The following is an 18,403-nucleotide window of genomic DNA, read 5'->3' as shown; positions in this document are numbered from 1 at the left end:
ATCCGCGCATGCTCTCAGGCGCTCGCCGGCCGCTGATGCTCACCGTCGACTACGAGCGTCTCGGGGCCCAACGCGGCGACCGGGTGCTGGACCTGGGCTGCGGCGCGGGCCGCCATGCGTTCGAGAGCGTCCGGCGAGGCTGCGTCACGGTCGCCTCGGATCGTGATACCGACGAGCTCCGCTCCGTCACGGACATGTTCGCGGCCATGGATGACGCCGGGGAGATCGACTCGCAGGCCCCGCAGCGGATCAGCCACGCAGTCGTGGCCGATGCCACCGCGCTGCCCTATCCAGACGGCAGCTTCGACCGGGTCATCGCTGCGGAGGTCCTCGAGCACATCGACGACGACGTGACGGCCATTGCAGAGCTGGCACGAGTGCTTCGGCCAGGCGGCACGATCGCCGTGACGGTGCCGGCGCGCAGCGCCGAGCGAGTGTGCTGGGCGCTATCGGGCGACTACCACGCACCCGCAGTGCCTGGGGGCCATGTTCGCATCTACAGCTCTTCGGAGCTTCGGGCGAAGCTGGCCGCAGCCGGACTGGAGGTCTCCGACAGCCACGGAGCGCACGGTCTGCACACGCCCTACTGGTGGCTGCGCTGCCTGGTCGGTCCCCACAACGACCAGCACCCGCTCGTTCGGGCATTCCATCGGCTGCTGGTGTGGGACATCACCGCAGCACCCCCGCTGACGCGCACGCTCGACCGGCTGCTCAGCGCCGTGCTGCCCAAGTCGCTCGTGCTGTATGCATACAAGGCACCGGCACGCTGCCGAGCGCTGGACGACGCCGACCTCGTGGGAGCGGCACATGCCGCCTGAGTTCGCACCCCTCGGGGCCCGCAGGGGTCCCCTCGGTCTGGTTGAGAGCGCCGCACCGCTGTTGGAGGCCGCGCACATCTCGCCCACCGCAGATGCCATCGAGGCCTGCCAGCAGCCGAGCGGCCTCATCCTGTGGTTCGAAGGCGGGCACGCCGATCCGTGGAATCACGTCGAGGCCGCCATGGCGCTGGCGTCAGCGGGCAGGCACAGCGCTGCCGAGGCCGCCTACGAATGGATGCGGGCGAACCAGCAAGCTTCGGGCAGCTGGCACAACTACTACACCGCGCATGGAATCAAGGACGCCAAGGTCGACACGAACTGCTGCGCCTATGTGGCCGTGGGCGTGTGGCATCACTGGCTCTGCACCGCAGACCGCGGCTTTGTCGAGACGATGTGGCCGACGGTGGCACGTGCCCTCGACTTCGTGGTGGGGCTGCGAACCGCCAGCGGGCACATCCCCTGGGCGGTGCATGCCGACGGCACGCCGTGGCCGTATGCGCTCCTGACCGGCTCGTCGTCGATCGTTCATTCGCTGCGATGCGGGCTGGCGCTGGCGAGCCTGCTGGGCCGCGCGCGACCGGCGTGGGCTCGCACGCTGGCACGCACCGAACGTCAGATCCGCCACCGACCCGATGGCTTCGAGCCCAAGGATCGCTGGGCGATGGACTGGTACTACCCGGTGCTGTGCGGAGCCCTCGACGGCGCGCAGGCCCGGGCCCACCTCGCCGCAGGCGCACCGAAATTCCTGCTTGGCGACCACGGCGTGCGCTGTGTGGCCGATCAGCCCTGGGTGACCGCTGCGGAGACCTGCGAGTGCGCGCTCGCGTACCTGCGCGCCGGTGAGAGCGCTACCGCCCGTTGGCTCATTGAGGCCACTGAGCCACTGCGGACGGTCGACGGCGCCTACTACACGGGCTGGGTCGTGCCCCACGGCAAGACCTTCCCGCACGAAGAACAGTCGACCTACACGGCGGCGGCTGTGCTCCTGGCCACTGACGCCCTCGACCGCCGCACCGCAGCTGCCGAGGCACTCATCACTGCGCCCCGGCCCTGATCGGTCTGCCCAAGACGCGCAGGCTGCCTTCGGCGGCGTGCTCAGCGAAGCCGTCGGCAAGGGCCCGCAACCAGATCTCGTAGGGAGGACGACCGCCATCGGCGGGATCGGGAAACACGTCGTGGATGGCCAGCAGGCCTCCGGGCATCACCTTGCGCGACCAGGCTTCGTAGTCGGCGTGGGCCGGGGCCTCGCCGTGACCGCCGTCGATGAACACCAGGGCGGCATTGCCCCAGTGGGCCGCGATCGTGACCGAGTCGCCCACGACGGGCACCACGGTTTCTTCGAGACCGGCGCGCTCGATGGTCTGGCGCAGCAGCGGCAGGGAATCCATGCGACCGGTGCGGGGATCGACCATGTCCGCGTCGTGGTGCTCCCAGCCGGCCTGCATCTCTTCGGATCCGTGGTGATGGTCGATGGTGAACAACACACCCCCGACCTCCGCCGCGCCAGCGCCCAGGTACACGGCCGACTTGCCGCAGTACGAGCCGATCTCGACGAGCGGTCCGCGTGTCGCCGCCTCGATGGCGGCCCGGTACAGCGCCAAGCCCTCGGTGTGGGGCATGAAGCCCTTCACCTGCTGGGCCAGCACAGCCAGCGCAGGGTTCATCAGCGCTCCGGTGTGCCGGTCACCGGACCCGACGCTGGACGGGCGAACAGCACACGGTCCAGCAGCAGGAATTTGCCCACCCACAGAGCACCGAAACCGACCAGGTTGGCCGCGGAGACGGCCACGGTGGAAGGCCACCACCCTTCGGCCAGCGCCACGAACAGCGACGAGACGCCCAAGCCGGCGAGGCTGTAGCTCCAGAACGGCAGGATTTCTCGGGTGACCGAGTGCCGGTCGGTGCGAGCCCACACCCAGCGCCGGTTGGCGTAGTACGCGGGTCCGGCCGCCACGCACACTGCCACCACGTTGGCGACCACCGCGGGCCATCCCAGCACGGCGTACCCAACAACCAGAACGCCTTGCGTCACGACCACCGTGCCCACTGACACGGTGCCATAGCCGACCAGCCGACCCAGCAATCCCCCACTCATCGCCGAGGTCTCATGGCCTGGGCCTCACGGGTGAACCCCAGAGGTCACGTCTCCGCTGGCGCATTCGGTCGGTAGAACGCGGCCAACAGCAGGATCGTCGAGACCAGCCCGCCGGCGATAGCGATGACGAACCAGACAGGTCCGTTCCAGTCGAGACCCAGCGCGTTGTCGAGTGACCAGTCCCCGGGCCCGGTGGCCGCCAGTGACGCCGCAGCCACAGCGAGCACGAACACGTACTCCCAGCCCTCGCGGATGATGAAGAACCCGTTGCTCCGGTGGCCGACCCACCCGGCCGTCGACATCACGCCGATGAACGCCATCGCGCTGAGCGGCGTCACCAGTCCGAGTGCCAGGCCGAAGCCGGCGCAGATCTCGGTGAGGGCCGCGAGGTACGCGTGCAGCAGACCAGGGCGCAGACCCTCGGATTCGAACCAATTGCCGACGCCTTTGATGCCACCCCGGAACTTGGCGATGCCGTGCAGCGCCAAGGTGACGCCGACGATTACTCGCAGGACGAACAGGCCCAAGTTGATGCTGTCAGGATCCATGATTCCGGGGTCCCCCAGTGGTGCGTGGCAGTGGTGGGTGGCGCAACGTTTGCGCTCGAACGGTACTCACAGGTCGAGCCGGTAGACGTTGGTGGTGCGCTGCGCAAAGCCGAGCCGGGCGTAGAGGCGGTTCGCGGCCTCCCGATCAGGTCGCGAGGTGAGGTCGACGGTGCGCGCGCCGGCCTGTCGAGCAATCTCGATGGCCCGCCGGTTCAGCGCTGCTCCGATGCCGCGGCCGCGCGCTCCTTCGTCCACCACGACGTCTTCTATCCAGGCCCGCACGCCGCTCGGCAGTGGGAACAGCACGAGAATCATCGCGCCGACAATCTCATCGGATCCGGCCTCATCAGACCCTGCGCGGGCGACGAGCATCGTGTTGGCCGGATGGCCGACGATGCCCTCGAGCGTCTCGGCATCAGGCGGCGGCGAGCTCGACAGCTGCGGATGCAGCCGCGCGAAGGCGGTGACCACAGCGTTGTCGACACGCTCGCACACCTCGACGCGAACATCGGCATGGTGCGCGCCCGCGTCGGCGGTGTCGCCTCGAGCACCGGCGAGATCAGCCACGGTGCGCATCGTAGGGGCAGACCCGAGCGTCGGGGTCGGCCTGCATGGGGGTGCCGGTAGCCTCGCCGCCGTGGGCCATCTCGAGTGGTTCGAACGACCCGAACCCAGCAGCGACTCCGTGCTCATCGCAGCATTCTCCGGCTGGAACGACGCCGGCGATGCGGCCACCGAGTCGGCCAAGTACCTGCGGCGACGCTTCCGCTGCCATCCCGTGGCCCAGATCGACCCAGAATACTTCTACGACTTCGCCTCGGTGAGGCCCAGCGTGCAGGTCGTCGACGGCGAGCGGCAGATCGACTGGCCCACGCCAGATGTGCGGATCGGCGAGGCCGACGACGGCCGCACGGTGATCACCGTGCTGGGTGTGGAACCCCGGCTGCGCTGGCGCACCTTCTGTGACGTGATCATCGAGATGGCGAATTCGCTGGGCGTCTCCACCGTCGTCACGCTGGGCGCTCTGCTCACTGACACCCACCACAACGCCCCGATCAACGTCGTGGGCGCCTCCAACAACGCCGCCCTCAACCTCACCATGGGCCTGCGCCAATCCACCTACGAGGGCCCGACAGGCATCATCGGCGTGCTCAACGACGCCTGCCATCGAGCCGGCTTCGCCAGCGTGTCGTTCTGGGCGACCGTTCCGACCTACGTGCACAACTACCCCTCGCCGAAGGCCGCCTTGGCACTGGCTGAGCGGGTCGCCCGATTCATGGGCATCAACTTGGGCGAGTCGGAACTGCACAGCGCCGCCGCCAACTACGGCCGCCAGATTGACGAGCTAGTGGCGGGCGACGACACCCTCGCCCAGTACGCGCAGCAGATTCTCGAGGAGTCCGCCGCCGAAGCAGTCGAGGACTTCAGCGAGATGGTCGAGAACCCCGACGGCCTCTTCGACGAGCTGGAGCAGTTCTTGCGTCAGCAGGAACCAGACTGAACAGCTGCGTCGCTCAGGCCAGGACGTGGCGCAGGGACAGCTCAACCTCTCGCTGGTGCGCCTCGTCGATGACCGGACCATCGGGACCGACCACGTAGAACGAGTCGACCACTTCGTTGGCCAACGTCTGGATCTTGGCGGACCGGATGTCGAGACCCATCTCGGCCAGCACTCGGGTCACTTTGTACAGCACGCCGATGAGGTCCTCAGTGCGGACCTCCACGATCGTTGCTCCCGTGGCCGACTCGGCGTCGAACGTAACACTGGTGGCGGCCCGTGTCGCTGAGAGCGCCCGGCGCCGCCGGTACACGCGGGCACGCTCCGCTATGCGCGCTTCCAGCGCCAGGTGGCCTCGCAGCGACCGGCGCACGTCGTAGGTGACCCGGTCCCAATCGACCGGCGTGTCGGGCGGCACGATCCGGAATGACGACACCGCCATGCCCGCAGGGCTGGAATAGGCGTCCGCTTGCAGCACGTCGAGCCCCCGCAGTGCCAGCACGCCTGCCGCGCGGCTGAACAGGCCGCGCTCGTCGGGTGCGACCACGGTGAGGACGTTGCCATCGACTCGCAGTGCCGTTTCGCCGGCCGACATCAACTCCACGACGTCGGTGGTGAGCAGGCGGCGGTGAGTCGACGGCGTCGAATCGGAACCGCTCAGATGTTCAGAGGTCATCTCTACGAGTGCGGAGACCAGGTTGGCGGTCCAGTCCCCCCACGCCATGGGGCCGGTGGCCAAGCAGTCGGCCTCGGTCATGACCGCCAGAAGCTCCAGGAATTCCTGGGTCTGGGCGGCACGGGCGACGGTGGCGACAGTCAGCGGGTCGTCGAGGTCGCGACGGGTCGCGATGTCGGTCAGCAGCAGGTGGTGCTGCACGAGGCGCACCAAGGTGTCCGCGTCGGTGGAGTTCCAACCGCAGCGCCGGGCGATGGGGCCCGCCAGGCGCATGCCGGCCTGGGTGTGATCGCCCGGATATCCCTTGCCGATGTCATGCAGCAGCGCTCCCATCAGCAGTAGGTCGGGACGCGCCACCCGGTGGGTGAAGCGGGCCGCCTCGGCGACGGCCTCGAGCAGGTGCCGGTCCACCGTGAAACGGTGGTAGCGGGAGCGCTGAGGGCGATTGCGGTTCGGCGCCCACTCGGGCAGCACCCGGGTCCATACGTCGAAGTAGTCGAGCGTCTCGATGACATCGATAGCGCGGTGTCCGCAGCCCAGCAGCTCGACGAACAGCGTTCGCGCGCCGTGGGGCCACGGGTCCGGGAACTGCGCCTGGCGCTCGGCCAGCTTGTCGAGGCTGGCTCGGCTGATCGGGATGCCCCCGCGGGCCGACTGCACCGCTGCGTGCAACACCAGGACGACGTCGGCGGCTGGATCGCCATCGATCACCAGCTCTCCGTCGCGGACTGCCAGTCCGGCGATGTCGACATCCGGCGCCACAAAGGCGGTGCTCTGGCGGGCAATGGTTGACCACAGCTGGTCAGACAGGAACGTGATGATGCGCCCCGCCTGCGCGATGTCGGCCATGAAGGCATCGGCGTCGACTGCGCCGGATCGCTCGGCCACCGCGTCCTGATCATCGGCGGAGAGCACATCGCTGCGCAGACCGGTGGTCCGGTGCAAGTCCACCCGGGACCGCAGCAGCGTCTGGTAGGCCTCATCGAGGCGTTCGGTGTCCGCAGCGAGCAGTTCAACCCCCGCCAATTGCGCCCACCTGATCGCATGCGCGTCGCGCATTCCGCCGCGGCCCGTCTTGAGATCGGGCTCCAGCAGGAACGCCACCTCACCGCTCTGGCTGTGCCGGCGGCTGACAGAACGGCGCAGCTCGTCGAGCCGCTGTGCTGCGTTGTCGCGCCAGTCGGATTGCACGCCGGAGATGAGGCGGGCTGTCAGGGTTGCGTCGCCGGCCAAGTGGCGGGCATCGGCGAGCGCCGTGGCCGTGTCTGTGTCGGATGCTGCCAGTTCCAGCGTCCCCGACATCGAGCGCACGGCGTGGCCGAGTTTGAGCTTCTCGTCCCAAATCGGATACCAGAGGCGGTCGGCCAGGTTGCCCGTATCGACATCGTCGTGCAGCAAGAGCAGATCGATGTCGCTGCCGGGGCACAGCTCGCCACGGCCGTAGCCGCCGACGGCCACGAGGGCCACACCCGTGCTGGCGCCGCTCGCGCCGCCCAGCCCGCACTCGGCGGCCTCAGTCGCATAGCTCTCGGCTAGCCAGGAATCGGTGAGCGCAGACAGCGCCGCGGGCAGTTGGTCGGCGGCTGCCGTTTCGATCAACCCAGCGCGGCGCTCGCCGAACGACGTCATCGTTGTCCCTCCGCGCGCCGACGCTGCAGCACCTCGTATGCCTTCGCTGCTCCCCACCCGATGCCGATCGGTCCCAGCCCCGGATCGATGTCGGCGAACGATGCCGGTGTCAGACCGTAGGGATCGTCGGGGAAACGTGACGCGTTGAAGTCGTCCCGGCCGGGCTCCGGTACGCCGCCGTCCGCGAGCACCCGAGTCGGGAATCGCACTGCGGCGCGCAGCACGCTCAACGGCGTGGATGTCTGCGCGTCGACGTCGGTTGCCAGCAGATCGCGCAGCGCAGGGCCAGTCTCGGCTGCGCACTGCAAACCAGCGGCACGCGCCGGTCCGCTGAGATCCACAGCGGCAACGCCCCCGCGCTCGCAGGCATCGGCCACGCAGCGCTCGACCCAGCCGGGCAACGCGGCGATAGCGAGATCGGCCAGTAGCTCTGCGGCTTCGTCCACTGATCCCCCCAACGCGGTGCCGGGCGGCACCGCCGGGGCCTCGGCACCGGTCCCGGCTGCGCTCATCAGTCGGCCTCTGGGGCCGAGGCGGCAGAGATGTCGCTCGCCAGCGCGCCGTTGAGATTGCCCGAGCGGAAGCCCTCCAGGTCGAGCGTGACGTAGCGATAACCGACGGCGCGCACCGTCTCCACTAGGGCTTCACGCCGGCGAATCGCCTCGGCAAGATCGTCGAGCGGCAGTTCGATGCGTGCCGTGTCGCCGTAGTCGCGGACTCGCAGCTGACGGAAACCCAGCCGGCGCAATCCAGCCTCGGCCCGATCGAGCCGTGCCAGCAGCGGCACCGTCACCTGCGTGCCGTAGGGCACCCGAGAGGCCAGGCATGCGGCAGCGGGCTTGTCCCAGGTGCGCAAACCCAATTCGGCGCTGACACGCCGGACGTCGACCTTGGCGAAACCGGATTCGACGAGCGGGAATCGTGCTCCCCGTTTCTGTGCCGCGTGCTGGCCCGGCCGGTGATCTCCCAGATCGTCGAGGTTGACGCCGAGCACCACCACCGCGTCGCGTTCGGTTGCCAGGGGCTCGAGCTGGTCCATGAGAGCTGATTTGCAGTGGAAACAACGGTCTGCGTCGTTGACGCGATATGCAGCGCGTGCCATCTCGTCGGTCTCGACGGTCTGCCACGCAAGTCCCCACTCCGCAGCCAGTGCCGCGCAGTCCCCAGCCTCATCGCTCGCGAGGCTCGCCGAGACCGCCGTCACGCAGAGCGCATCGTCTCCGAGAACGTCGTTGGCCGCCCATGCCACCAGCGCCGAATCGACGCCGCCGCTGAAGGCCACGACCACTGGTCCCGAATGCTCGAAGAAGCCACGCAGCAGGCTGATGGAGGCTTCGGCCGACGCCGACGCGTCCTGCACGCTCAGCCCTCCGTCAGCATGCGAGCTGGCCATGTCGTCGCTCCCAGTCCTCGGCCACAGTCATCGGTGCGGAATCTCCTCTGCTTAGAGCCGCTCGGCGGGGATTGCGAAGAAAAGATCGGCGCCGCCGGTCACTGCGGGCACCAGGCCACGAGCGGTCGGCAGGATCTGGTCGGCGTAGAAGTGGGTGGTGGTGATCTTGTCGGCCAGGAACTGCGGCGATGCGGCGCCGGCCGATCTGGAGGCTGACGCTGCGGACGCGGCGTCACGAGCCTGCTCGACCGCTAGTCCCTGCTGTGCAAGCAATCCGGCTGCCGTCTGAGCGCTGCGGGCCAGCAGCCAGCCCCCGACCACGACGCCGGACAACCGCATGAACGGCGAGGAGCCGGCGGCCACATCGTTCGGCGCCGCGGAGAGCTGACCGCCCAGCCACATGGCTGCGTCACCCATCGCAGCGACGCCATCGCCGAGTGCGGCCCCGATGGCGGCCAGATGGGCGTCGTCACTGGTGCCCAACTCGGACGCCGTCGCCCCCATGTCGCCGATCAGGCGTGCCATGGCCTCGCCGCCTTCAAGCGGCAGCTTGCGGAAGGCCAAGTCGGCAGCCTGGATGCCGTTGGTGCCCTCGTAGATCGGGGCGATCCGGCTGTCGCGCCAATGCTGTGCAGCGCCGGTTTCTTCGATGTAGCCCATGCCGCCGTGCACCTGCACGCCCAGCGAGGTCATCTCGACGCCAAGGTCGGTGCCCCAGCCCTTGCTGATCGGCGTCAGGATCGCCGTGAGCTCATCAGCTCGCTGCCGTTCGGTTGGATCGGTCGCGACGATGGAGCGATCGATGGCCGCGGCGTTCAGGTACATCACGCACCGCATGGCCTCGGCGTTGGCGCGCATCGTCAGCAACATGCGCCGCACATCGGCATGATCGACGATCGGCGACGAATCGCCTGGGGGCAGCTCGGCGCCGATCGCCCGCCCCTGCTTGCGGGTCAGCGCGTACTCGCGCGCCTGCTGGTACGCCCGCTCGGTGAGTGCCAGGCCCTGCAGGCCCACCGACAGGCGAGCGTTGTTCATCATCGTGAACATGGCACGCATGCCGGCGTTCTCGGGGCCGACGAGATAGCCGACAGCACCCTCGTCATCGCCGTAGGACATCACGCAGGTCGGGCTAGCGTGAATGCCGATCTTGTGCTCAGTGGACACCGCTCGCAGGTCGTTGCGCCGCCCGAGCGAGCCGTCGGGGTTGACGAGGTACTTAGGGACCAGGAACAGGCTGATGCCGCGAGTGCCCGGAGGTGAGTCCGGCGTGCGTGCCAGCACAAGGTGGACGATGTTGGAGGTCAGCTCGTGCTCGCCGTAGGTGATGAAGATCTTGGTCCCGGTGATGAGGTAGCTGCCGTCAGGCTGCGGGATGGCCCTGCTCGTGAGGGCGCCCACGTCGGAGCCGGCGTGCGGCTCTGTCAGGTTCATCGTGCCGGACCACTCGCCGCTGATCATCTTGGGCAGGAAGGTCTGCTGCAGGGTTTCATCGGCGTGGTGGGTCAGGGCGTCAATGGCGCCCTGGGTCAGCAGCGGGCACAGGCTGAACGCCATGTTGGCCGCGGTAAGCATCTCCTGGACGGCGAGTCCCACGCACCACGGCATCCCGCCGCCGCCGTAGTCGGGATCGAAGCCCATGCCGTTCCAACCGGCATCGACAAACTTGCGATAGGCCTCAGCGAATCCGTCGGGATGAGTGATGACGCCGTCGTCGAAGTTGAGCCCTTGCTGGTCACCGGTCGCGTTGAGCGGCGCCAACTCGGCGGACATGAAGCGGCCGGCTTCATCGAGGAGTGCGCCTGCGGTCTCCATGTCGGCATGCGCGAAGCGTTCGTGGGCGACCAGAGCTTCCAGATCGGCCACGTGCTCAAGCACGAAGAGCATGTCGTCGATAGGAGCGGAATAGTCGGACATGGCGGCCTCAATTCAGTCGCGACCGAAGCACCGCCGGCGCCTCACGGGCGGCGCACCGGCACGCGAACAGGTTACGGCGCGCCCTGCGCGGGCTGCGATCCGCCGAGGCCCCCCCAATGGTTTGAACGACGGCCGATACGTTCCAAGACAGTCTCGGGGTCGGCAAGCAGGCCGGTGTAGAACCTGCCGAACTCGGCATAGACAGCGCTGGCTTCGTCGTAGCGCATCGTGTAAACGACGTCTTTGAGGTCGTCGAGGTGCTCGCCGAACAGCGTCACGCCCCACTCGAAGTCGTCCACTCCAGTGGATCCCGTCACAACTTGCAGGATGCGGCCCCGGAATTGGCGGCCCGACTTGCCGTGTTCGTACATCAGCTCGCGGCGAGTGTCGTAGGGCAGCGTGAACCAGTTGCCGCTGCCTTCGGATACGGCGCTGCGGCGTTTGGACATCGGGTAGAAGCAGAAGGCCCGCTTGCCCTCGGGCGGCAGTTGCGGGTACAGCCGCGGGGTTTTCATCTCTGGGGGCAGGTCGGGGGCGTACTCACTGGTCTCGGTCATGGACACGTAGCTGTCGACCACTTCCATTCCGGCCTGCTGCAAGTCGGCTTGGAGCGTGCGCAGCTGCCACAGATCGGGTCCGAGCGCCATGAAGCCGATGTCGGCCTTGTGGCCGAGCACTGCCACGGTGAGCACTTGGTGATCTCCGCTCGCTGCGGTCTTGACCGCTGCGAGCACGGCACGGGTGTTCGTGTCGGGTGAGAGCTTGCAGAACAGGTGCAGCACACCCCATCCGACGGACGTCGTCACTTCCGGCATCACCGACACCGCCGCAGCCTATGAATGAACTCCGGCGCTCGCGGGGGACTCGCCGAGTCGTGCCGGTATTCCGGCCAGATTGCCGCAGTAGACGTTGAGCTCGTCGCCACGCGCGAAACCCGCCAGCGTGATAGCCGCCGCCCGGGACGCCTCGATGGCGAGCGAACTGGGGGCGCTGACCGCGACGAGGGTGCCGATTCCCGCCGCCCAGGCCTTTTGCACCATCTCAAAGCTGGCGCGGCCGCTGACGAACAGGGCGGTGGCAGCTGAGTCGTCGCGCCCATCGAGCAATCGGCGGCCGATGACCTTGTCGACGGCGTTATGGCGACCGATGTCTTCTCGCACGATGTCGACGCTGCCGCTGATGTCGAAGGTCGCGGCGGCGTGCAGCCCGCCTGTTCGGCCGAACATCTCCTGGGCCGCGGGAACGGCGGCCAGGGTTAGGTGAACGGCATCGACGCTGAATTGTTGGGTGCCCGCCAGCGGGCCCATGCGTGCGGCCATGTCGGTGATGGTGGTGCTGCCACAGATCCCGCAGGCGGCGCTGACGTTGCCAAGGCGGGGCGTGGGCACTGGCGCCTTGCCGCCGGTCTCGACGGTGACCACGTTGTATTCGAACTCGGCCGCCGGCCCTTCGCCGCAGTAGCGCACTCCTGTCACCGCCGCGCCGCCGAGCAACCCATCGCCCGCGCAGAACCCGACGGCAAGCTCGTAGTCGTGACCTGGGGTGCGCATCGTGGTCGCCACCATGTGTCCGTCGAGGCGGATCTCGAGTGGCTCCTCCACCACGACCTCATCGGGCGATCGTCGCCATTCGCCCTGTCGCAGCCGGTCCACCAGCACCCGCATCGTGCGCCCCCGCCGCATCAGGTCAGGGTACCGGCACCCCCCGCATCGTTTCGTCCGTGCCGGTACCCGATCGCCGGCGCACAGTACGGATTGCTACCCGTCTGTTCACAGGCGTGAACCGGCATCCACGTTCCCTCCATCGGGCTCAGTCGGCGGTTCCTCGTTCGACAATCCACTCGGTGGGTTGACCGGTGATGTCAGAGATGAGATCAAAGTCGGCGTCGTAGTGCAAGACGATCAGGCCGCGGTTTTCTGCAATTGCGGCAACCAGCATGTCAACCAGCGAGACGGCCCGGTGGTGTCCGCGGCGCGCCAGTTGGCGCTGTATCGCGAGTGCTCTGCCGAGGTCGCCGTCACTGGTCGGGGCCACTTCGAAGGCGGCAGCTCGCATCATGATCTCGTCGTAATCAGCGGCATTGCGAGCGCTGAACCCCAGCTCGTAGATCACCGGAGCGCACAGCGCAACCCGCCCGGACGCGACTATGGGAATGGCCGCTTCGCGGACCTCCGGGCGTTGGAAGCGTCCGAATGCGCTGGTATCGGCGAGATGAGTGGCGCGGGCCACGTCAGTGCTGCCCACCCCACGCGTGTTCCGCTGCTGCGAAGTCGAAACGGCCGGGCTCGGACAGCATTTCAACGAGTTCGAGGCGAAGTTTCACGTTCACGATCTCGCGCAGCGAGGCATCGATGGTCTCGCGCAGTGTCGCTGTCCCAAGAATCTCCGCAGCCTGAGCAGCGATGTCTCGATCGATCTCCACAGATGTCTTCGCCATAGGCAGAAGATATCAGGAAGCTGGCGGCGACGACGGGGGCGCGAAGCGGCCCGGGCGTTGACCCGGGCTACTTCATTGGGTTGTGCAGTGTTGGATTGGGGTGTTCGTGGGGGTCTGTGAAGGCTCCCGCTAGAAGTCCATGTCCGGCATGCCGCCGCCGCCGCCACCGGAATCGGGCTCCTCGCAGATGACCGCTTCGGTGGTGAGGAATAGTGCGGCGATCGACGCAGCGTTCTGCAGCGCCGACAGCGTCACCTTGGCGGCGTCGATGACGCCTGCTCCGACGAGGTCCTCGTACACGCCAGTAGCAGCATTGAGACCTATCGAGCCCTCAAGCTCACGGACCCGGCTGACCACTACGCCGCCCTCAAGGCCGGCGTTCTCGGCGATCTGCCTCAGCGGTCCCGACAGCGCACGCTGGACAAGCCGGGCACCGGTGGCCTCGTCACCATCCAGGGCTTCCGCTGCTGCCTGCACTGCCGACTCAGCCCGCACCAAGGTGACACCGCCACCAGCCACCACGCCGGCCTCGATGGCCGCCTTGGTGGTGCTGACCGCGTCTTCGATGCGGTGCTTCTTTTCCTTCAGCTCGACCTCGGTGGCCGCACCGACGCGCAGAACTGCAACGCCGCCGGACAGCTTCGCCAGCCGCTCCTGCAGCTTCTCGCGGTCGTAGTCCGAGTCGGAGTTCTCGATCTCGTTCTTGATCTGCTCGATCCGACCCCGCACTTCGGACTCGTCGCCAGCACCCTCGATGATGGTTGTCTCGTCCTTGGAGACGACCACTCGGCGGGCGGTGCCCAGCAGATCGAGCGTGGTGTTCTCGAGCTTGAGACCCACGTCCTCGCTGATGACCTGGCCACCGGTCAGAATCGCCATGTCGGCGAGCATGGCCTTGCGGCGGTCGCCGAATCCGGGAGCCTTCACAGCCACTGAGCGGATCGTGCCGCGGATCTTGTTCACGACGAGCGTGGCGAGGGCCTCGCCCTCGACGTCCTCGGCGATGATGACGAGCGGCTTGCCTGCCTGGGTCACCTTCTCGAGCACCGGCAGCACGTCACGCACTGCCGAGATCTTGCCCTGCATGAACAGGATGTTCGCCTCCTCGAGCACGGCTTCCTGCGTGTCGGGATCGGTGACGAAGTACGGCGAGATGTAGCCCTTGTCGAAGCGCATGCCCTCGACGAGATCCATCTCGAGGCCGAAGGTCTGCGATTCCTCAACGGTGATCACACCGTCCTTGCCGACCTTGTCGAACGCGTCGCTGATCAGCTGGCCGATGTCGCTGTCGGCGGCAGAGATTGCCGCCACCTGGGCGACATGGGTCTTCGAATCGGTGACGCTGATCGCCATGTCTTCGATAGCACCCACGGCGGCTTCGACGCCGGCCTCGATGCCCCGCTTCACGGCCATCGGGTTGGCACCTGCAGTCACGTTGCGCAGGCCGTCGCGCACCATCGTCCATGCCAGCACGGTGGCTGTGGTGGTGCCGTCGCCCGCAACGTCGTCGGTCTTCTTGGCGACTTCCTTGACGAGTTCGGCTCCGATGCGCTCCACCGGGTCTTCCAACTCGATGTCCTTGGCAATCGACACGCCGTCGTTGGTGATCGTGGGTGCACCCCACTTCTTGTCCAGCACGACGTTGCGACCCTTGGGGCCCAACGTGACGCGCACTGCGTCGGCGAGCTGGTTCATGCCCGACTCGAGCGCGCGGCGGGCCTCGTCGTCGAACGTGATCATCTTGGCCATATCAGGTGGCTCCTGTCCTCGGTGACACTGTTTTGATTGGTCAATCGGGTTGATTGGTCAATCGGGTTGATTTGTCAATGGGCCTATTGGTGCATGGGCAACTGGGTGACGGGGCGCCACGTCGCTGCTGCACCTCATGACGCGGTTAGCACTCTAGAGCTGAGAGTGCTAACCGCCAACTCAAGAGACCAGATTTGCCGCCAGATCAGAGGCGGCATCGCGCACTGCCGACAGCGTGTCGCCCATCGACCGCTCCGCCCCGTAGCGCTCGGTCAGCACTACAAGGTGCGTGAGGGGGGACTCGCCTGTGGGTGGGCGCCAATCCGCAGGATCGGTACCTGGATCTCGAGCGCCCACGACGACGCCCACTGGCACTCCGGCCTCGGCCGCCATCTCCAGCACGCCGCCCACGACTTTCCCGTCGAACGAACCTGCATCGAGCCGTCCTTCGCCGGTAATGACCAGATCGGCGCCTTCGATCGCTTCGGGCAGGCCAACCTCGGTTGCGACGACCTCAAACCCGGGGGCCAGCTCGGCCCGCAGGCCCGCCGCCAGACCGCCCGCCAGGCCACCGGCCGCGCCCGCGCCGGGCATCTCGGTGACGTCGATCCCATAGCGCTCGTGGTACAGGTCGACGAGTCGTTCCAGGCGGCGGGTCAGCAGCTCGATCTTCGGCGGCGAAGCACCCTTCTGGGGTCCGAAAATGCGTGCGGCGTCACAGAAGCGGGTGCGCACATCGCAGGCCACCACCACCGAGACGCCGGCGAGGCGAGCCAGCGGTGACATGGCGTCGAGCGCGCCGAGACCGCCATCGGTGGTGGCAGAGCCACCCACTCCCACGATCACGCGCCGGGCGCCGCTGGCGACAGCCTCCGCGATCAGCTCACCGGTGCCAGCGGTTGTTGCCGCGAGCGGATCGTTTCCCTCGGCTCCGCCAGCCAGCAGCAGTCCGCTGGCGCGAGCCATCTCCACAATCGCGGTGTCGCCGACGAGCCGCCATTCGGCTTCTACCAATGTCCGCAGCGGCCCGGTCACCAGCGACGTGCGATTCGGTCCGCCCAGCGCTTCGAGCGTGCCTTCGCCGCCGTCCGCAACAGGAAGGCATGCCACGTGAGCGTCAGCGCCGGCGTGCCGACGTACCCCCGCCTCGATAGCTGCTGCTACCCCTGCGGCGGACGCTGTGCCACGGAACTTGTCCGGGCACACCACGACCCGCATGTCGCCTACTCAGCCAGATCGGTCCCCAGCGCCACCAGCACGTCGGGTGTCTCAAAGTCCGACACGGCCGATGTGTCCGCCAGCATCGGGAACACGTCGTTGTCGGCGTCGAGCTCCAGCACTCCGGCGATCGCTCGCGCTTCGAGCAGGGAACCCGGCTGGTAGTAGATCCGCGTCAGGTCGAGCGGCGTACCCACGTAGTTAGTCGGTGAATTGGTGATGTAGCTCAGCGTCTTGAATCGGTCGGTGAGCCGGCCCGCAGCTCCGCGCACGGTCGTGGAGTTGGCGACCTGGACCGATACCTCGGCCGCCGGTCTCGGCTGGAACGGTTCTGCTCCCGCCGAGGTGGTGTCGGTGGAAGGGTCCTCCGTGACAGGCGGCTCGACGGTGGTGACCGGGTCGGTTCCGGTGGCGCCTGAAACAGCGGTCGTCGGCGTCGGCGCCTGTGTTGCGGGCGGGAGTGTGTCCCCTAGCTCGGCCGCCGGCGTCGTGTCGGGCACGACAGCGTTGTCGGGATCGTCGACCGAGCGGAGCAGCAGTACGCCCACGACGACGGCCACCAGCACCAGCAGCAGTCCGCGCACCGCTGCGCCGCTGTTGGATTCGCCGGCTTGGCTGTTCATCGGGTGACCTCCCGTCGGTGTACGGCCCGGGTTCCTCCCGCCGAGGCCGGCGTGCGCTGCAACTCACGTTGGTTGGCCGCGCTTATAAATGACGAAGAACCGCATGGCAGCGGCAGTGTTGTGAGCGTAGGGCCAAAGAAGCGCTTCCGGGTGTACCCCTGAGCACCTAACTTGCGCACGGACCCCAATCCCACCGCAGAGATGAGCCCGTGAGAGTCAGCCCATGAGTATCACCATTGTCGACCATCCGGTAGCCGCCGCTCTTCTCACTCGACTGCGCGACAAGAACACCGCCGTCGAAGAGTTCCGTCAGCGACTCGACGCGCTGACGTTCTTGCTGGTGTCAGAGGCACTCGCCGACGCGGCATGTGTCCCTGTGCCAGTAGAGACGCCGCTCGGACCCGCTGAGGGCTCGCGGCTCGAACCGATGCCAGCGATCGTGCCCGTCCTGCGAGCTGGGCTGGGAATGCTCGATGCAGCGCTGAGACTCTTGCCTGCCGCACCGGTGGGGTTCATCGGGATGCGAAGGATCGAGACACCCGACGGCGTCGGCCACGAGCGCTACCTCGAATCGCTGCCGACCGTGTTGGAAGATCGACCAGTGCTGGTGCTCGACCCGATGCTGGCGACGGGTGGCTCGGCGGCCGAGGTGATACGAGTGCTGGCAGCGTCGGGTGTGGGCCCGGTCACGATGGTGTGCGCCCTCGCTGCACCCGAGGGAATCGCAGCTCTGCAGGCCAGCGCCTCCAATGTCCGCGTGGTGACGGCCGCCGTCGACAGCCATCTCGACGAGCGGGCGTTCATCGTGCCGGGACTCGGCGATGCCGGTGATCGTCTCTACGGTCTGGCCTGAGCGGCAACGTCCTCGAAGCCCCGCAGCTGCGCCATCATCGGCAGACTCGGCTGCGCACCAGCGACCCCCACCGCCCACGCGCCGGCCCGCACGGCGAACTGGGCCGCCGCATGCGGACCGGCACCCGATGCCATGCCGACCGCGAACGCCCCCGCAAATGCGTCTCCCGCGCCTGTTGCGTCGACAACGGCGACCTGCGGCGCCGGCACGTTGATGTGTTCACCGATGCCGTCTGAGTCCCGCGTCCGTAGCGACGGCGGCACCGTACGAGACGCGCGGACCACACAGCCAGCCGCGCCCCGAGTCTCGACGAGCACGACATCGGGGCGCAGCTCGGCAGCACTGCCGCCTGAATGCGATTGATGCAACTGCTCCGCTTCGGCCCGGTTCACGATGACGATGTCCGCCAGCGGCAGCACCGCGGGAGCGACGTCGTTGTAGGGGGCCGGGTTCAGCACCACGATCACCTCGTGCTGACGGGCGATCTCGGCTGCCGCTCGGGCCGCGTCGACGCTCACCTCACCTTGGAGCAGCAGAGCGTCCGCCCCAGCAATCTCGCCGGCGGCCGCCTGCACGCCTTCAGTATCGAGAGAAGCGTTGGCACCGGCAGCCACCACGATCGACACGTCGTCGGGATCGACGGTGATCACCGCCAGGCCGGTTGGAACGTCGACACTCGCCACGTGCCGGCAGTCGATCCCCTCGGCAACGAGACCCGAGCGCAGCCAGCGTCCCTGCTCATCGTCGCCGACACAGCCGACCATGACCACGCTCGCGCCTAGCCGGGCCGCAGCGACCGCTTGATTGGCGCCCTTGCCGCCGCGGAACCACTCAATGCGATCGGCGTGCATTGTCTCGTCAGGCGACGGACGCCTGGGCACCCACAGCGTCACGTCGGCGTTCAGGCTGCCGATCACGGCGATGCGCGGTGCGCTCGACTCGGTCACCG

General features: G+C 67.7%; 20 protein-coding genes. 4 read left to right on the top strand and 16 right to left on the bottom strand.

Annotated elements, in window-relative coordinates:
• Positions 1-35: 35 nt before the first annotated feature.
• Both ACOOHB_RS17050 and ACOOHB_RS17045 read left to right on the top strand, forming a co-directional pair.
• The gene (locus ACOOHB_RS17050) at positions 36-818 is read left to right on the top strand and encodes a class I SAM-dependent methyltransferase (protein WP_420446930.1); all 783 of its coding nucleotides are present in this window, start codon (positions 36-38) and stop codon (positions 816-818) included.
• Positions 808-1,872, top strand: coding sequence for a prenyltransferase (locus ACOOHB_RS17045; protein WP_420445998.1), 1,065 nt, complete (start codon positions 808-810; stop codon positions 1,870-1,872). The genes ACOOHB_RS17050 and ACOOHB_RS17045 overlap by 11 nt, the downstream gene beginning before the upstream one ends.
• On the opposite strand, the gene ACOOHB_RS17040 is transcribed toward ACOOHB_RS17045, so the two are convergent.
• The 4 genes from ACOOHB_RS17040 to ACOOHB_RS17025 form a co-directional block, all read right to left on the bottom strand.
• Positions 1,853-2,482, bottom strand: a complete 630-nt coding sequence (locus ACOOHB_RS17040) for a class I SAM-dependent methyltransferase (protein WP_420445997.1) — start codon at positions 2,480-2,482, stop codon at positions 1,853-1,855. The two genes, ACOOHB_RS17045 and ACOOHB_RS17040, sit on opposite strands and share 20 nt — an antisense overlap.
• A complete protein-coding gene (locus ACOOHB_RS17035; RefSeq protein WP_420445996.1) occupies positions 2,482-2,913 on the bottom strand; it encodes a GtrA family protein in 432 nt (143 codons plus the stop codon). The genes ACOOHB_RS17040 and ACOOHB_RS17035 overlap by 1 nt, the downstream gene beginning before the upstream one ends.
• Before the next feature lie 44 nt (positions 2,914-2,957).
• Positions 2,958-3,461, bottom strand: coding sequence for a DoxX family protein (locus tag ACOOHB_RS17030; RefSeq protein WP_420445995.1), 504 nt, complete (start codon positions 3,459-3,461; stop codon positions 2,958-2,960).
• Positions 3,462-3,527: 66 nt separating this feature from the next.
• Positions 3,528-4,028, bottom strand: coding sequence for a GNAT family N-acetyltransferase (locus ACOOHB_RS17025; protein ID WP_420445994.1), 501 nt, complete (start codon positions 4,026-4,028; stop codon positions 3,528-3,530).
• A 70-nt stretch (positions 4,029-4,098) separates the two neighbouring features.
• Between ACOOHB_RS17025 and ACOOHB_RS17020 the strand changes: the two genes are divergently transcribed.
• Positions 4,099-4,962, top strand: coding sequence for a PAC2 family protein (locus ACOOHB_RS17020; RefSeq protein ID WP_420445993.1), 864 nt, complete (start codon positions 4,099-4,101; stop codon positions 4,960-4,962).
• Between the two features lie 13 nt (positions 4,963-4,975).
• Here the strand turns inward: ACOOHB_RS17020 and ACOOHB_RS17015 are convergent, their stop codons facing one another.
• From ACOOHB_RS17015 to ACOOHB_RS16965, 11 genes are all read right to left on the bottom strand, one after another.
• Positions 4,976-7,264, bottom strand: coding sequence for a [protein-PII] uridylyltransferase (locus ACOOHB_RS17015; protein WP_420445992.1), 2,289 nt, complete (start codon positions 7,262-7,264; stop codon positions 4,976-4,978).
• Positions 7,261-7,776: a hypothetical protein gene (locus ACOOHB_RS17010; RefSeq protein WP_420445991.1), complete on the bottom strand. Its 516-nt coding sequence runs from the start codon at positions 7,774-7,776 to the stop codon at positions 7,261-7,263. The genes ACOOHB_RS17015 and ACOOHB_RS17010 overlap by 4 nt, the downstream gene beginning before the upstream one ends.
• Positions 7,776-8,657, bottom strand: a complete 882-nt coding sequence (larE, locus tag ACOOHB_RS17005) for an ATP-dependent sacrificial sulfur transferase LarE (RefSeq protein ID WP_420445990.1) — start codon at positions 8,655-8,657, stop codon at positions 7,776-7,778. Before larE ends, ACOOHB_RS17010 begins: the two co-directional genes overlap by 1 nt.
• Positions 8,658-8,708: 51 nt before the next feature.
• Entirely contained in the window at positions 8,709-10,574 is a 1,866-nt protein-coding gene (locus ACOOHB_RS17000) for an acyl-CoA dehydrogenase (protein WP_420445989.1), read from the bottom strand.
• A 71-nt stretch (positions 10,575-10,645) separates the two neighbouring features.
• Positions 10,646-11,389 (bottom strand): chlorite dismutase family protein, encoded by a 744-nt coding sequence (locus tag ACOOHB_RS16995; protein ID WP_420446929.1) that lies wholly within the window; start codon positions 11,387-11,389, stop codon positions 10,646-10,648.
• 18 nt (positions 11,390-11,407) lie between these two features.
• Complete coding sequence (gene fdhD / locus ACOOHB_RS16990; protein ID WP_420445988.1) at positions 11,408-12,256, bottom strand: formate dehydrogenase accessory sulfurtransferase FdhD; 849 nt, start codon at positions 12,254-12,256, stop codon at positions 11,408-11,410.
• Positions 12,257-12,383: 127 nt separating this feature from the next.
• A complete protein-coding gene (locus tag ACOOHB_RS16985; protein ID WP_420445987.1) occupies positions 12,384-12,803 on the bottom strand; it encodes a PIN domain nuclease in 420 nt (139 codons plus the stop codon).
• A gap of 1 nt (position 12,804) precedes the next feature.
• Positions 12,805-13,011: a DUF2191 domain-containing protein gene (locus tag ACOOHB_RS16980; RefSeq protein WP_420445986.1), complete on the bottom strand. Its 207-nt coding sequence runs from the start codon at positions 13,009-13,011 to the stop codon at positions 12,805-12,807.
• Between the two features lie 129 nt (positions 13,012-13,140).
• A complete protein-coding gene (groL, locus tag ACOOHB_RS16975; protein WP_420445985.1) occupies positions 13,141-14,760 on the bottom strand; it encodes a chaperonin GroEL in 1,620 nt (539 codons plus the stop codon).
• A gap of 180 nt (positions 14,761-14,940) precedes the next feature.
• A complete protein-coding gene (locus tag ACOOHB_RS16970; RefSeq protein ID WP_420445984.1) occupies positions 14,941-15,978 on the bottom strand; it encodes a glycerate kinase in 1,038 nt (345 codons plus the stop codon).
• Positions 15,979-15,983: 5 nt separating this feature from the next.
• Positions 15,984-16,601, bottom strand: coding sequence for a LytR C-terminal domain-containing protein (locus ACOOHB_RS16965; RefSeq protein WP_420445983.1), 618 nt, complete (start codon positions 16,599-16,601; stop codon positions 15,984-15,986).
• 223 nt (positions 16,602-16,824) lie between these two features.
• Between ACOOHB_RS16965 and upp the strand changes: the two genes are divergently transcribed.
• Complete coding sequence (gene upp / locus ACOOHB_RS16960; RefSeq protein ID WP_420445982.1) at positions 16,825-17,454, top strand: uracil phosphoribosyltransferase; 630 nt, start codon at positions 16,825-16,827, stop codon at positions 17,452-17,454.
• On the opposite strand, the gene ACOOHB_RS16955 is transcribed toward upp, so the two are convergent.
• Positions 17,439-18,401, bottom strand: a complete 963-nt coding sequence (locus tag ACOOHB_RS16955) for a ribokinase (protein ID WP_420445981.1) — start codon at positions 18,399-18,401, stop codon at positions 17,439-17,441. The two genes, upp and ACOOHB_RS16955, sit on opposite strands and share 16 nt — an antisense overlap.
• Positions 18,402-18,403: the final 2 nt, after the last annotated feature.

It is taken from the genome of Candidatus Poriferisodalis sp. (assembly GCF_965215815.1).
Taxonomy (GTDB): domain Bacteria; phylum Actinomycetota; class Acidimicrobiia; order Acidimicrobiales; family Poriferisodalaceae; genus Poriferisodalis.
The sequence above is the reverse complement of the archived record's forward strand: the minus strand, read 5'-3'. Positions and strand labels throughout refer to the sequence as shown.

Excerpts from the sequence above, each read along its gene's own strand:
- upp (WP_420445982.1), top strand. The coding sequence starts at position 16,825 with ATGAGTATCACCATTGTCGACCATCCGGTAGCCGCCGCTCTTCTCACT.
- ACOOHB_RS17050 (WP_420446930.1), top strand. The coding sequence starts at position 36 with ATGCTCACCGTCGACTACGAGCGTCTCGGGGCCCAACGCGGCGACCGG.
- fdhD (WP_420445988.1), bottom strand. The coding sequence starts at position 12,256 with ATGCGGCGGGGGCGCACGATGCGGGTGCTGGTGGACCGGCTGCGACAG.
- groL (WP_420445985.1), bottom strand. The coding sequence starts at position 14,760 with ATGGCCAAGATGATCACGTTCGACGACGAGGCCCGCCGCGCGCTCGAG.
- larE (WP_420445990.1), bottom strand. The coding sequence starts at position 8,657 with ATGGCCAGCTCGCATGCTGACGGAGGGCTGAGCGTGCAGGACGCGTCG.
- ACOOHB_RS16970 (WP_420445984.1), bottom strand. The coding sequence starts at position 15,978 with ATGCGGGTCGTGGTGTGCCCGGACAAGTTCCGTGGCACAGCGTCCGCC.
- ACOOHB_RS16995 (WP_420446929.1), bottom strand. The coding sequence starts at position 11,389 with ATGCCGGAAGTGACGACGTCCGTCGGATGGGGTGTGCTGCACCTGTTC.
- ACOOHB_RS17000 (WP_420445989.1), bottom strand. The coding sequence starts at position 10,574 with ATGTCCGACTATTCCGCTCCTATCGACGACATGCTCTTCGTGCTTGAG.
- ACOOHB_RS17010 (WP_420445991.1), bottom strand. The coding sequence starts at position 7,776 with ATGAGCGCAGCCGGGACCGGTGCCGAGGCCCCGGCGGTGCCGCCCGGC.
- ACOOHB_RS17015 (WP_420445992.1), bottom strand. The coding sequence starts at position 7,264 with ATGACGTCGTTCGGCGAGCGCCGCGCTGGGTTGATCGAAACGGCAGCC.
- ACOOHB_RS17035 (WP_420445996.1), bottom strand. The coding sequence starts at position 2,913 with ATGAGTGGGGGATTGCTGGGTCGGCTGGTCGGCTATGGCACCGTGTCA.
- ACOOHB_RS17040 (WP_420445997.1), bottom strand. The coding sequence starts at position 2,482 with ATGAACCCTGCGCTGGCTGTGCTGGCCCAGCAGGTGAAGGGCTTCATG.
- ACOOHB_RS16980 (WP_420445986.1), bottom strand. The coding sequence starts at position 13,011 with ATGGCGAAGACATCTGTGGAGATCGATCGAGACATCGCTGCTCAGGCT.
- ACOOHB_RS16965 (WP_420445983.1), bottom strand. The coding sequence starts at position 16,601 with ATGAACAGCCAAGCCGGCGAATCCAACAGCGGCGCAGCGGTGCGCGGA.
- ACOOHB_RS17045 (WP_420445998.1), top strand. The coding sequence starts at position 808 with ATGCCGCCTGAGTTCGCACCCCTCGGGGCCCGCAGGGGTCCCCTCGGT.
- ACOOHB_RS17030 (WP_420445995.1), bottom strand. The coding sequence starts at position 3,461 with ATGGATCCTGACAGCATCAACTTGGGCCTGTTCGTCCTGCGAGTAATC.